We start from the raw sequence: 11,810 nt of genomic DNA, 5'->3' as shown, positions 1-11,810 counted from the left end.
CAACACGAGCGCTCACCTAACACACAGGCTTGGCCGACGCAACATGAGGGAAACACCCAAAACGTCGCGAAAAAATGCCAATCCTCCAGCAGAACCCGCCCCGTTTGTCACCGTTCTCGAATGAGAGCGGCAAGCGCGCCTTCCACCATCCCGAATAGGAGGTAGGATTCGGCTGCATATGCGCGAACTGCGTACCGTGTTTCAGTGCACGATAAAGTTTCGGGCCCGCCCCCGGCACCCGTACTCAAGACAAACAAAAGGGCCGGCAATCAGCCGGCCCGGACGAGATGCCGCGCGGAAGACCGCGCAGGCTCTCAGGCGTCGGACTTCTGGGTCAGGATCTGGCGACCGCGATACATGCCGGTCTTCAGATCGACATGGTGCGGACGGCGCAGTTCGCCCGAATCCTTGTCCTCGACATAGGTCGGGGCCTTGAGGGCATCAGCGGAACGGCGGAAGCCGCGCTTCATGCGGGAGGTTTTTCGCTTCGGAACAGCCATTGGGGTATCTTCTTCGTGGCGTGCGGATGCCGTGACAGTCACGACAGGCCGATGACAAAATCGATTGAAGGCGCAGCCTATACAGGAAGAGAACTCAGGAAGAAAGAGGCTGGAGCGAGATTCTTTCGCACTCAAAACCCAGCGGCTGGGATCTCGATACCTTATTTCACGCAATCGAAATAGCCGGAAGAGTTGCGGGCGCGATTGACGATCAGGCCGGCAAGGTTGCGCAGGCGCCTAGTCGGCGCGCCGGCGCTGCGGCGGATCGGATTGGGCAGCACCACGGCGAGTTGCGCCGCCTCTCGGGCATTGAGCCTGGAGGCCGGTTTCTTGAAATAATGCTGGGCCGCCGCCTCGATGCCATAGATGCCGTCCCCCCATTCGGCCACGTTGAGATAGACCTCCAGCACCCGCTTCTTCGACCAGACCAGATCAGTCCACACGGCCAGCGGCACCTCCAGCGGCTTGCGGGCGAAAGCCGGCAGCGGCCACAGATAGAGGTTCTTCACGGTCTGCATGGCGATGGTGGAGGCTCCGCGTGAAGGCCCCTTCTCCCCGCCCCGTTCCAGGACATCGGCGATCGCGCCGAAATCGACGCCCCAATGGCGGCAGAACTGGCCATCCTCGGAAGCCATCACCGAAAACCGGGCAACCGGGGCGATATTCTCGATCGGCGTCCAGCGCCGGTCTACGGATTGGCCGGTGAGGTAGCGCCCCAGCATGGGCAGCGACATCGGCGGCACCACCGTGTAGAGGATGGTGAGCACCACAGGCAGGGCAGCGAGCACGATGGCGACTTTGACAAGGCGCCGCCATAGCGTGCGCGAACTTTTCCTGACCGGCATCGCAACCCCAAGTTCCGGCCTGTCTCCGGGCGCTGCCGCGTCAGCCATCACCCCTGCCCGATCTCCTGAAACAAAGCGCGTTCCTGACGGAAACGCGCTTTGTTTTAGCATTTTGTTTCGACGCGTCTTCGTGATTCTCGCCGATAGCGTCAAATTGCAAGACGCTTTGGTTTCGATCTTTTCTTAACCCAAAGAGTCTTCCAGCGCATCCGGCTCGTAAGAAAGAGTTAATATCCTGACGCAAGGGATCGAGGTCCGAAGGTCCGCGCTGGGCAAGAGAACGGGTCACCTCCATATTAAGATTCACTGCTTCGCCAGGCCCCATCGACCATGCATCCCAATATCACCTTCACCCAGTTGCGCTGTTTCGTCGCCGCGGCAGAAACCGGGGGTTTCACCGCCGCCGCCCAGCGCATCCATCTCACCCAATCGGCCGTGAGCCAGGCCATCGCCGGGCTGGAGGATGCCCTCGGCGCCAAGCTGCTGACCCGTACGCGCGTGGGCGTCAAGCTCACGGACCTCGGCGAGGCCGCACTCGTGGAAGCGCAAGCCCTGCTGGCGGGCGCCCAGCGCCTGGCGACCATCGCCCAGGCCAGCGACAAGCTGGCCGGCACGACGCTGCGTATCGGCTCGGTACAGAGCGCCGCTGCCAAATTGCTGCCTGGCTGGCTCAAGCCGTTCCGGGCGCTCTATCCACGGGCCGGCATCACCCTGCACCTGGGCACCGACGAGGAGGTGAACGACTGGGTGCTTGCCGACGCCGTCGATGTCGGCATCAGCGGCGAGCCCCACCCCGAACTCGACAGCGCCATCGTCGCCAATGACGATTTCGTGCTGATCCTGCCCGCTGCCCATCCCCTGGCCAAGAACGCTTCGATCGGCCTGGAAGCGATCGACGGCGAGCGCGCCATCTTTTCCGGCGGCGGCGGCAACCGCCAGTTCGAAGAGGCCCTGCTGGCGGCCGGCAGCAGGCCGAATGTGCTGTTCCTGGCCCGCGACAACGCCACCATCTTCGGCATGGTGCGCGAGGGCATCGGCCTCACAGTCATGCCCGACCTCACACTGCCGGACGATACCAGCGGCCTTGCCGTGCGCCGGCTGACGCCGCCGCTGCGCCGCGACCTTCACGCTTCCGTCCGTAAGCAAGGCCTCAGCCCCGTCGGCCAAGCCTTCCTGGAACTGCTGCGGATCGGGAAGTAAGCACGGTTCAGTTCGAGGGCGCGGGCACCAGCCCGTATCGCCGCATGATCGCGCCCATCTGGGCGAGATCGGGCGCGTCGGCGGCCAGCAGCGCCGCCACCTCGCGAAAATAGTCGATGCCAAGCACGCCGGGCGTCAGTACGACGAGACAGCTCGCAGGGCCCTCCCCGTCATTGCGGAAAGCATGGACAATGCCGCGCGGAATGAAGAGCGTCTGCCGTGCCGCAAGAGTAACCTCGCGGTCGTCGACCCGAAAGGTCATCGCGCCCTCCAGGCCATAGACCGTTTCGTCCCAGCTCTCATGATAATGGGCGACCGGCATGCGTGCGCAGGGTTGGACGGTCATCTCGAACATGGCGAGGCTGCCCTGCGTATCCGCCTTGCTGTGCAGGAAGCGGAGTTCGAGGCCTTTGATGCTGATGATCTCCGACATGGTGCGATCCCCCAGCCGCCTGCTCCGGGAGCAGAGCCTGGTGACGACCGGCCTGCAGCTTGCTCCCCAATCCTCTCCTTCACAAGCACGGCTTTCCGCTTCCCGGCACGATCCTCATGCGTCCTCGCCCGCGGCCTCCAGCAGCCAGGCCAGGAAGAGCTCGGCGCCCCGGCGGATGGGCGGCCGGGCGCGTACCCAATAGTTGCCGAGCTGCAGCCCGTCCTGCAAGCCGACGATGGTGAGCAAGCCATTGCGCAGTTCCCGCTCGATCAGGCGCGGCGAAGCCAGCGTCATGCCAAGCCCCGCGCTCGCCGCCTCCCAGGCCGCATCGTCGATCTCGAACCGGCTGGCCATGCGCACATCGCGCCAGTCGACGCCATTGACCTCGGCCCAGCGGCGCCAGTCCCAGTCGTCCTGCGTCGCCGAGATCAGAGCCCCAGAGGCCGCCAGCGCCGCGGCGTCGGCATCGCGATAGCGTGCCGCCACATCCGGCGCAGCCACCACGACGCAGATATCATCGAACAGGATCGTCCCCCCTTGAGCGGGGCCTTCGGCGCGCGAATAGCCGATCACGAGATCGATGTCGTCATGATCAGCCATTGCTGAGACCGGTGTTTCCAGCCGGACGCGGATGGAGGGATGGGCCTGGCGGAAGCTACCGAGGCGCGGAATCAGCCAGCGCAGGGCCAACGACACCGAGGCGCGCACCAGGACCTCGTTGGCATCCCGCTGCAGGGCCGAGGCCGCCGCTGCGATGATGTCGAGCGCCGGCGCGGTAGCCGCCGCGAAACGCGCGCCCTCCGCCGTCAGCTCGATGGCATTGTTGCTGCGTGCGAACAGGCGCACGCCGAGCCCTTCCTCCAGATGACGGACCTGATGGCTGACGGCGCTGGCTGTCACGCCCAATTCCTCACCCGCCGCCTTCAGGCTGCCGAGGCGGGCGGCTGCCTCGAAGACGCGCACGGCATTGAGAGACGGAAGGCGACGAGGCGTTTGCATTAGATTTTCTCATGCAACGATCAAAAAATGCGTTTGTTTGCGGGTATGAAATCTGTGACGCATCAAGCATGACGATTGCAGCAAAATCAACGCCGCTGGCGGGAACGACCGGCATGAGCGCCAATGCCAGGGGCGCCCTGTGGCTCCTGGTCGGCACCGCCTTGTTCACCCTGATCTTCGCCTCGGGGCGCTTCGCCGGCCCGCTTCTCGCCATCCCCCAGATCCTGCTGCTGCGCTACGCCAGCGGCTTCGTGACTGTGCTCATCGTGGCCAGGGCCGGCGGGCAACCTTTCATCGCCCTGCACAGCCCGCGGCCCGACCAACATTTTCTGCGCGCCTGCTTCGGTTGTTTCGGCGGCCTGTCTGCGATCTATGCCGCCGCCCATATGCCGGTCGCCGCCGCCAGCGCCATCGGCCTGCTCGAAGGCATCTTCGTAGTTGCCCTCGCCATGGTCATGCTTGGCGAGGCGGTAGGCTGGCGCCACTGGCTCGCCGGTCTCATCTGTGGCCTCGGCGCGCTCGCGGTGGTACTCGGCCAGCACGCGGCGGCCGCTCCCTTCGGCGACGTCAGCATTCCCGCTGCGATGGCCCTGCTCGGCGCCGTACTGATGGCCTTCGAGATCATTTATGTGAAACGGCTAACCAAGGGCGACACGCCGCTCTCCATGCTGGCCCATGTGAACCTCTTCAGCTTCCTCTTGATGCTGGTACCGGCCTGGCTGAGCTGGAAGAGCGTCGGCCCGGGCCCGATCCTGGCCTGCCTGATGCTCGGCCCCGTTGCGATCCTCGCCCAATATTGCAACATCCGGGGCTATCGGCTTGCCGACATCGCCGTGGCCGGGCCGATCGGCTATAGCTGGATCGTGTTCGCCGCGCTGCTCGGCCTCCTCGCCTTCGGCGAGGTTCCTGATCTCAAGGCCGGCATCGGCTGCCTGCTGATTCTCGCCGGAGGCTATTGGTTGACCAGGCTGCCCGCGACCAGCGGGGGCTGAGAGGCGAATTCACCCTCCGGTCTGGGTGATCACCATCTCCAACATTTGCGAAGCCTTGGTGCGGTAGCGCTCGCGATGGCGCAGCATGCGGAAAGCGCGAGGCGGCATGTCGAAGGCGATTCGCACCAGCCGTCCCGCCTGCAGGTCGGGCGCCGCCACCAGTTCGGACATCACCGTCGCGAAGGGGCCCGAGCGCACGGCCGAACGCACGGCCTCGTTGGAGGGCAGCACCAGGGCAATCTCGAGCGCGGCGGGATCGACGCCCCGCCCCCGTAACGCCTCCTCGAAGACCGATCGCGTGCCTGAGCCCTCCTCGCGCATGATCCAGCGCGCGGTGGCAATGTCGTAGGGCCGCACTGTGCGCCCATCGGCCCAGGGATGGCCCGGCGCCACCACCACGATCAGCCGGTCATGCGCCACCGTCTGCACCGACAGGGCCGGCTCATCGACGGCACCTTCGATGAAGCCGATCTCCGCCACCCCTTCCAGCACGGCCTGGGTGACGCTCTGGGTATTACCGATTTCCAACCTCAGATCGACACGCGGATGGACATCGTGGTAGCGCGCCAGGAAAGGCGCGACCCAATAGCTCGCGATGGTCTGGCTGGCATGCACGACAAGCGAGCCGCGTGCGCCGCTGCCGAGCTCGGACAGAGCGAGCTCCGCTGCCTTGGCGGATGCGAGCGTCGCCCGCGCCGTCGGCAGGAATTCCCGCCCGCCGGGCGTCATCTCGATGCGGCGGCCGACACGATGAAACAGTGCCGCGCCATAGCGATCCTCCAGAACGCGGATGGCAGAACTCACGGCCGATGGCGTCAGATGGAGTTCGCCTGCGGCCTGCGTCAGATGCTCACGCTCCGCCACGGCCACGAAAATCCTCAACTGTTCCAAAGTCATGGCAGCGTCGCCTTGCCATCGCCGGGCTTGCCCTCCACCAGACAAATTGTCCGGTGTCGATCCAGTCTGGATGCCCGGGTCAGGCCAGGACATGACAAATCCCAACCGTTAGCGTCGCCGAAGAAGACCCAAATTTCAGTCATCTGCCTACGCACAATCCAATCATTCGATTCAATCGAATAATTTCTACACTATTTTGAAATGGATTGAACAGACCCAATAAGGCAGAACAAACCTGTGAATTGCAGGTGGATCATGAGCAGCAAGGTCGGCAGCCGATTGGGCGATATGACGGGAATTCGCGGGATTCTTCCCGGCGCGGGCCTGTGCATCGTCGTCACCGCCCTCGCCATGGGGGCCGAACTCGTCGAAGCCAGCCTGTTCGGCAAGGCCTGGCTGGAGGCTCTGGTCCTTGCCATCCTGATCGGCGCCCTGATCCGCACCTTCGCCCAGCCTGAGGCCCGTTTCGACCGCGGTATCACCTTCGGTGCCAAGACGCTGCTGGAGGTCGCCGTTGTGCTGCTCGGCGCTTCCGTCAGCGCCGCCGCCATCGCCGATGCCGGCCTCGGCTTGATGGCTGGCATCGCCGGCGTCGTCATGGTGTCGATCATGCTGAGCTTCGGCATTGGTCGCGCCCTCGGCTTGCCGCACAACATGGCCCTGCTGGTCGCCTGCGGCAATTCGATCTGCGGCAACTCGGCCATCGCCGCCACCGCGCCCGTGATCGGCGCCAACGGCAAGGATGTCGCCGCCTCGATCGCCTTCACCGCCGTGCTCGGTGTGGTCGCCGTAATCGGCCTGCCGCTCCTGGTGCCTGCCCTCGATCTCACCCCGGGCCAGTATGGCGTGTTCGCCGGACTGACCGTCTATGCCGTGCCGCAGGTCCTTGCCGCCACCGCGCCCGTCGCCGCTCTCAGCGTGCAGATCGGCACCCTGGTCAAACTCGCCCGCGTACTGATGCTTGGCCCGGTCATCGTGGTTCTCGCTTTGATCAGCGAAAGCCAGCGCAAGGCCGCCCCGACCGAGGCCGGCACGGCTAGCCGCGCACGTCCCCGCCTCGGCCAGATCGTGCCCTGGTTCATCATCGGCTTCCTGGCCATGATGGCGCTGCGTTCCTTTGGCCTCCTGCCTCAGGCCTCGCTTCAGCCGATCTCATCGGCAGCCAATACGCTCACCATCATCTCGATGGCCGCGCTCGGTCTCACCGTCGACATCCGCGCCGTCGCCAAGGCCGGCCCGCGGGTGACCTCGACGGTGATTCTCTCCCTGCTCGCTTTGGGCGTGATCAGCTACGCGCTGATCGTGCTGCTCAAGGTCGCCTGATCCTTGAGAAAAAGTGCGATTTCTCTGAATCGCACTTTTTCTCTAACTCCCTGTTCCGCCCCGTTTTCTTAATCGAAAAGTCTATCAACTTTTCTGGAAGACGCTTTAGTTTTCAGCAAGGCGCGCGCCTCGTCCCAATTCCCCGTCGCCAGCGAATGCGGCGAGGCGCCATTTTCGGGCGAGAGCCACCGCAGTGGCAGGGCACCCGGCCGCAGCACGATCTGCTTTGGCCGAAAGCGCAGCAATTGCTGGGCGCCTTCAAAGGCCGCGATCTCCGGTCCCTCCAGGATCACCTCGCCGTCTCCCGTGAGCTGAAGCAGGTCTCCCGTCTCGAAATCGACGAAGGTGAATCCGCAACGCGTATCCACCAGGATATTGCCCAGCGTATTGAAAAACAGGTTGCCGGCGAAATCCGGCATCAGCAGGCTGCCATCGGCCTGCACTGCCACGAAGCCGGGCCTACCGCCGCGATGGGAGACATCGACCTGCCGATGCCCGTTCTCACGCTCGACCGAGGAGGCGATGAAGAGTGTCTCTGCCTCGGCGATCAGGGTAGCCGCCCGGCCCTCGAGGCGGTCGAGGATCTGGACCGGTATCGTGGAAGCGGTGGCCGGATCGCGTGTGAAGTTGAAGTCGCGCAAGCGAATATAGCGCGGACAATTGCCGAAGCTCTCCCCGACAACCACCTCGAAGCTAGCCGGATCGCTGCGACGCACCGTGCCGTTCAGCCGGTTGCGACGCCTGGTGTGCAGTTCGATGCCGAGCAGGCCGATCGCAGCACCATCCTCCAGGCCTGAGGCCGCAGGGTCGGCGGGATCAACCGCAGCCGCGACATGCAGCGTGTGAGGCTCGGGAGAATTGAGAAAGCCCGGCTGGCCGGCGAGGATCGTTGCCCAAATATCGCCGGCGCGATCGGCGGTGCCGACGACGATGAAGGGAAGCAGCGGGTAGAAATCACGGTGTTGCTCGATCAGATAGTCACGCAGGACGCGTCGGCCCACCGCATCCATGCGCTCGGCCGCTCCCGCCCGCAGCTGCAGGGCGAGTTCGCCTTCGTGCCACGGCGAATCCGTGAACATGGCCACATTGCCATCCATGACATTTGCCCTCCGATAGGATGAAAGCTCTAGGCCGCCAGCCCGACCGCCGTCTTCTGGAACGGCACGAAGCCCGGCAGGGCCTCGACCCGTCGCAACCAGGCGCCAATCTGCGCATAGGAAGACAGATCGACATTCCCCTCCGGTGCGGAGGCGATATAGCTGTAGAGTGCCACATCGGCAGCGGTCGGGCGATCGAGAACGATCCAGTCGTGCCCGATCAATTCCTGGTCAATCAACTTGAGAATGGCGTGAGCCGCCGCCAATGTCTGCTCGACATCGTATTTGGCACCGAAAACCGTGATCAGGCGAGCGGCCGCCGGGCCCATGCGAAGCTGGCCGGCTGCGACCGAGAACCAGCGCTGCACGGCGGCCGCAGCGACCGGTTGGGTCGGCAGCCAGTTCTCCAGGCCGAGCTTGCGGGCGACATAGACGATGATGGCGAGCGAATCCGGCACGATCACGCCGCCATCGTCGAGAACCGGCACCTGGCCCAGCGTATTGAGCTTGAGGAAATCCGGCGTCTTGTGCTGGCCGGTCTTGAGGTCCACGTCGACCAGTTCATGCGGCACGCCCACCAGCGACAAAAACAGGTGAGCGCGATGGGAGTGACCCGACAGGGGAAAATGATAGAGCTTCATGGATGATCTCCTCGCCGATACCGGCACTGTCCGAGGATCTTCATCATTTCGATGTAGATAGAGAATATTGATTGATTGAAAGGCATCATTCCAGATACTGGAATAATTGGAATTTGGGGGCATCATGGATCGCTGGCAGGCCATGCGGGTCTTCGTGAAGGTGTCCGAGAGCGGCGGTTTCGCCGAGGCCGCCCGCCGTTTGTTCATGAGCCCGCCCGCGGTCACCCGGGCCGTCGCCTTTCTCGAAGATGCCATTGGCGCCCAGTTGCTGGTGCGCACCACCCGATCGCTCAAGCTCACCGAAACGGGCGAGCGCTATCTGCATGACTGCCAGCGCATCCTGGCCGATCTCGCCGATGCCGAGGCGGCTGCCGCCGGTTCCTATACCACGCCGACGGGCACGCTGATCGTCACCGCGCCCGTGATGTTCGGTCAGCTCCATATCCTGCCCGTGGTGATGGACTATCTCGGCCAGCATCCGGTCGTGAGTGCGCAAACCCTATTCCTCGACCGCATCACCAACCTTGTGGAGGAGGGCATGGATGTCGCCATCCGCATCAGCCACTTGCCGGATTCGGAGCTGACCGCGATCCGGGTCGGCAGCATGCGGCGGGTGGTCTGCGCCTCTCCCGCCTATCTCGCCGAACATGGCGAGCCGCGCAGTCCCGCCGACCTTGCCGGCCACAGCGTCATCGCCAGGATCGGCGCCTGGCCGCGGCTGGAATGGCGCTTCGGCCGTGAGGAGAAGACCCATGTCGGCATCCAGCCACGGCTGATGTGCAATCTCAACGAATTGGGGATCTCGGCGGCCATCTCCGGCTGGGGGCTGGTGCGCGTCTTTGCTTACCAGGTCGACACGGCCCTGCGCGAAGGCACGCTCCGCACCGTGCTCACGGAATTCGAGGAGGCACCGGTGCCTGTTCATATCGTCCATGCCGGTGGCCGGGCTCCCTCCGCCAAGGTGCGCTCCTTCGTCGATTTCGCCGTGGAACGCCTGCGGGCAAACCCGATCTTCGGAGACCTTGCGCAAAGCCGCCTGTCTTCCTAGATTGGCGCGGTATCGTTTCAACCGAGAGTTCGCAGCAATGGATCTGAACCTGAACGCAACGCCGCTTTGCCTTGTGTCAGGGATCATCCATTCTCATGCCTTCTTCGATCACGCTTTCCAATCTCTCCTGGTCCACGCCTGACGGGCGCGCGCTGCTCTCTGGGCTCGATCTGAGCTTCGGCCCCGAACGTGCCGGCCTCGTCGGCCGCAACGGTGTCGGCAAGACGACCCTGCTCAAGCTGATAGCGGGGGAGTTCCCGCCCCGCTCCGGCCGCATCGTCGTGCATGGCAGCCTGGGACGGCTACGCCAGGCCGTCCAGCTCGGGCCGGACGAGACCGTCGCCGACCTGTTCGGCGTTACGCAAGCGCTCGCCTTGCTTGCTCGGGCGGAAGTCGGCCTCGCCTCCGCCGAAGATCTCGTCACCGCCGACTGGACCCTGGAGGCCCGTCTCGCCACGGCCTTCGCCCGGGTCGGCTTGCCTGTGGATACCGACACGCCGCTGACGACATTGTCGGGTGGGCAGCGCACCCGGGTTGGCCTGGCGGCACTGGTCTTCGCCGAGCCGGACTTCCTGCTGCTGGACGAGCCGACCAACAATCTCGACCGCGAGGGCCGGAAGGCCGTCATCGACCTCCTCGCCGGCTGGCGCGGCGGCGCGGTGGTGGTCAGCCACGACCGCGAATTGCTCGAGGCCATGGATGCCATCGTCGAGCTGACCTCGCTCGGCGCCAGCGTCTATGGCGGCAATTGGAGCCAATACCGGGCACGCAAGACCCTGGAACTGGCGGCCGCCCGCCATGATGTGGGCGAGGCCGAGAAGCGGCTTGATGAAGCCGAGCGCAAGGCTCAAATCGCCGCAGAACGCAAAGCGCGTAAGGACAGCGCAGGCCGCAAGGCACGAGCCAGGGGTGACGCGCCCCTGCTGCTGCTCGACGCGAAGAAGGAGCGCAGCGAAAAGAGTGGAGGCGCGGGAGCCCGTCTGGCCGAACGGCAGCAGCGAGCGGCCAGCGATACGCTCGCCAAGGCGCGCAAGCGTCTCGAAATCCTGCAACCCTTGTCGGTGAAGCTCGCGTCCACGGGCCTACCCGCCGACAAGGTGGTCCTGCGCCTCGATGCGCTGCGTTTTGGCTACGAGCCGCTTCGACCGGTCCTGGACGGCCTCTCCTTCACCCTCGCCGGACCGCAGCGCGTCGCCCTGACCGGCGCGAATGGCAGCGGCAAGACGACGGCGCTCGGCCTGATCACCGGGCGACTGCAACCCCAGGCCGGCCATGTCTGGGTCCTGCCCGGCTTCGCGCTGCTCGACCAGGAGGTGAGCCTGCTCGACCCGAGGGAGACGATCCGCGACAATTTCAAGCGCCTCAACCCGCAATCGGACGAGAATGCCTGCCGTTCCGCCCTGGCCCGTTTCATGTTCCGGGCAGACGCGGCCCTGCAGAGTGTCGGCAGCCTCAGCGGCGGCCAGATGCTGCGGGCCGGGCTCGCCTGCGTTCTGGGCGGAGAAAGGCCGCCGCCATTGCTGATCCTGGACGAACCCACCAACCATCTCGACATCGAGGCTATCGAAGCGGTGGAGGCGGGACTACGCGCCTATGATGGCGCCCTGCTGGTGGTCAGCCACGACGAGAGCTTCCTCGACGCCATCGACATCTCGCACAGGCTGGAGCTGTTGCCGGCGACTTGACCCCGCTGCAACCCTGGCCGTAATGTGGGCTATCGCTATGGGGATGGAGTCCCCCAAACCGCCGCAAGGCTGATGACTCCTACCAGGTGCTTCGCGCCGGTAGGAGGTTGTCCCTGTCTCCCGCTTTCGTCGAAGTGCCGCTGCAATCTC

At 64.7% G+C, this 11,810-nt stretch carries 12 protein-coding genes and 1 riboswitch; of the genes, 5 read left to right on the top strand and 7 right to left on the bottom strand.

Annotation, left to right across the window (positions count from 1 at the left end; all coding sequences use genetic code 11):
- Nucleotides 1-314: 314 nt before the first annotated feature.
- The gene (rpmF, locus tag ACR9ZN_RS25230; RefSeq protein ID WP_068294749.1) at nt 315-500 is read right to left on the bottom strand and encodes a 50S ribosomal protein L32; all 186 of its coding nucleotides are present in this window, start codon (nt 498-500) and stop codon (nt 315-317) included.
- A 161-nt stretch (nt 501-661) separates the two neighbouring features.
- Entirely contained in the window at nt 662-1,393 is a 732-nt protein-coding gene (gene mtgA / locus ACR9ZN_RS25225) for a monofunctional biosynthetic peptidoglycan transglycosylase (protein WP_434959159.1), read from the bottom strand.
- A gap of 282 nt (nt 1,394-1,675) precedes the next feature.
- On the opposite strand from mtgA, the gene ACR9ZN_RS25220 reads away from it, so the two are divergent.
- Nucleotides 1,676-2,545, top strand: a complete 870-nt coding sequence (locus ACR9ZN_RS25220) for a LysR family transcriptional regulator (RefSeq protein ID WP_481273481.1) — start codon at nt 1,676-1,678, stop codon at nt 2,543-2,545.
- Nucleotides 2,546-2,552: 7 nt separating this feature from the next.
- Here ACR9ZN_RS25220 and ACR9ZN_RS25215 read toward each other — a convergent pair whose 3' ends face one another.
- Complete coding sequence (locus tag ACR9ZN_RS25215) at nt 2,553-2,978, bottom strand: cupin domain-containing protein (protein WP_481273480.1); 426 nt, start codon at nt 2,976-2,978, stop codon at nt 2,553-2,555.
- 114 nt (nt 2,979-3,092) lie between these two features.
- The gene (locus tag ACR9ZN_RS25210) at nt 3,093-3,977 is read right to left on the bottom strand and encodes a LysR substrate-binding domain-containing protein (protein ID WP_454811902.1); all 885 of its coding nucleotides are present in this window, start codon (nt 3,975-3,977) and stop codon (nt 3,093-3,095) included.
- A 68-nt stretch (nt 3,978-4,045) separates the two neighbouring features.
- Between ACR9ZN_RS25210 and ACR9ZN_RS25205 the strand changes: the two genes are divergently transcribed.
- Nucleotides 4,046-4,969: a DMT family transporter gene (locus ACR9ZN_RS25205; protein WP_481273479.1), complete on the top strand. Its 924-nt coding sequence runs from the start codon at nt 4,046-4,048 to the stop codon at nt 4,967-4,969.
- 9 nt (nt 4,970-4,978) lie between these two features.
- Here ACR9ZN_RS25205 and ACR9ZN_RS25200 read toward each other — a convergent pair whose 3' ends face one another.
- Nucleotides 4,979-5,866 carry a LysR family transcriptional regulator gene (locus ACR9ZN_RS25200; protein WP_434959154.1) on the bottom strand — a complete coding sequence of 296 codons (888 nt, stop codon included), beginning with the start codon at nt 5,864-5,866 and terminating at the stop codon, nt 4,979-4,981.
- Nucleotides 5,867-6,121: 255 nt separating this feature from the next.
- Here ACR9ZN_RS25200 and ACR9ZN_RS25195 point away from each other — a divergent pair, with 255 nt between their 5' ends.
- Complete coding sequence (locus tag ACR9ZN_RS25195) at nt 6,122-7,189, top strand: YeiH family protein (protein ID WP_481273478.1); 1,068 nt, start codon at nt 6,122-6,124, stop codon at nt 7,187-7,189.
- Nucleotides 7,190-7,257: 68 nt separating this feature from the next.
- On the opposite strand, the gene ACR9ZN_RS25190 is transcribed toward ACR9ZN_RS25195, so the two are convergent.
- Both ACR9ZN_RS25190 and ACR9ZN_RS25185 read right to left on the bottom strand, forming a co-directional pair.
- Nucleotides 7,258-8,286, bottom strand: a complete 1,029-nt coding sequence (locus tag ACR9ZN_RS25190; RefSeq protein WP_481273477.1) for a flavin-nucleotide-binding protein — start codon at nt 8,284-8,286, stop codon at nt 7,258-7,260.
- 29 nt (nt 8,287-8,315) lie between these two features.
- Nucleotides 8,316-8,927, bottom strand: a complete 612-nt coding sequence (locus ACR9ZN_RS25185) for a glutathione S-transferase family protein (RefSeq protein WP_481273476.1) — start codon at nt 8,925-8,927, stop codon at nt 8,316-8,318.
- A gap of 124 nt (nt 8,928-9,051) precedes the next feature.
- Here ACR9ZN_RS25185 and ACR9ZN_RS25180 point away from each other — a divergent pair, with 124 nt between their 5' ends.
- Both ACR9ZN_RS25180 and ACR9ZN_RS25175 read left to right on the top strand, forming a co-directional pair.
- Nucleotides 9,052-9,975: a LysR family transcriptional regulator gene (locus ACR9ZN_RS25180; protein ID WP_481273475.1), complete on the top strand. Its 924-nt coding sequence runs from the start codon at nt 9,052-9,054 to the stop codon at nt 9,973-9,975.
- A gap of 95 nt (nt 9,976-10,070) precedes the next feature.
- Nucleotides 10,071-11,660: an ABC-F family ATP-binding cassette domain-containing protein gene (locus ACR9ZN_RS25175; protein WP_481273474.1), complete on the top strand. Its 1,590-nt coding sequence runs from the start codon at nt 10,071-10,073 to the stop codon at nt 11,658-11,660.
- Nucleotides 11,661-11,690: 30 nt separating this feature from the next.
- Nucleotides 11,691-11,749, top strand: a riboswitch (Fluoride riboswitch).
- The last annotated feature ends 61 nt before the right edge of the window (nt 11,750-11,810 follow it).

It is taken from the genome of Labrys sp. HAY1-8F (genome assembly GCF_056754975.1).
Note: the sequence above shows the minus strand (reverse complement) of the source record. Positions and strands in the feature narration are given on the sequence as shown.

Excerpts from the sequence above, each read along its gene's own strand:
- rpmF (WP_068294749.1), bottom strand. The coding sequence starts at position 500 with ATGGCTGTTCCGAAGCGAAAAACCTCCCGCATGAAGCGCGGCTTCCGC.
- mtgA (WP_434959159.1), bottom strand. The coding sequence starts at position 1,393 with ATGGCTGACGCGGCAGCGCCCGGAGACAGGCCGGAACTTGGGGTTGCG.
- ACR9ZN_RS25220 (WP_481273481.1), top strand. The coding sequence starts at position 1,676 with ATGCATCCCAATATCACCTTCACCCAGTTGCGCTGTTTCGTCGCCGCG.
- ACR9ZN_RS25215 (WP_481273480.1), bottom strand. The coding sequence starts at position 2,978 with ATGTCGGAGATCATCAGCATCAAAGGCCTCGAACTCCGCTTCCTGCAC.
- ACR9ZN_RS25210 (WP_454811902.1), bottom strand. The coding sequence starts at position 3,977 with ATGCAAACGCCTCGTCGCCTTCCGTCTCTCAATGCCGTGCGCGTCTTC.
- ACR9ZN_RS25205 (WP_481273479.1), top strand. The coding sequence starts at position 4,046 with ATGACGATTGCAGCAAAATCAACGCCGCTGGCGGGAACGACCGGCATG.
- ACR9ZN_RS25200 (WP_434959154.1), bottom strand. The coding sequence starts at position 5,866 with ATGACTTTGGAACAGTTGAGGATTTTCGTGGCCGTGGCGGAGCGTGAG.
- ACR9ZN_RS25195 (WP_481273478.1), top strand. The coding sequence starts at position 6,122 with ATGAGCAGCAAGGTCGGCAGCCGATTGGGCGATATGACGGGAATTCGC.
- ACR9ZN_RS25190 (WP_481273477.1), bottom strand. The coding sequence starts at position 8,286 with ATGGATGGCAATGTGGCCATGTTCACGGATTCGCCGTGGCACGAAGGC.
- ACR9ZN_RS25185 (WP_481273476.1), bottom strand. The coding sequence starts at position 8,927 with ATGAAGCTCTATCATTTTCCCCTGTCGGGTCACTCCCATCGCGCTCAC.
- ACR9ZN_RS25180 (WP_481273475.1), top strand. The coding sequence starts at position 9,052 with ATGGATCGCTGGCAGGCCATGCGGGTCTTCGTGAAGGTGTCCGAGAGC.
- ACR9ZN_RS25175 (WP_481273474.1), top strand. The coding sequence starts at position 10,071 with ATGCCTTCTTCGATCACGCTTTCCAATCTCTCCTGGTCCACGCCTGAC.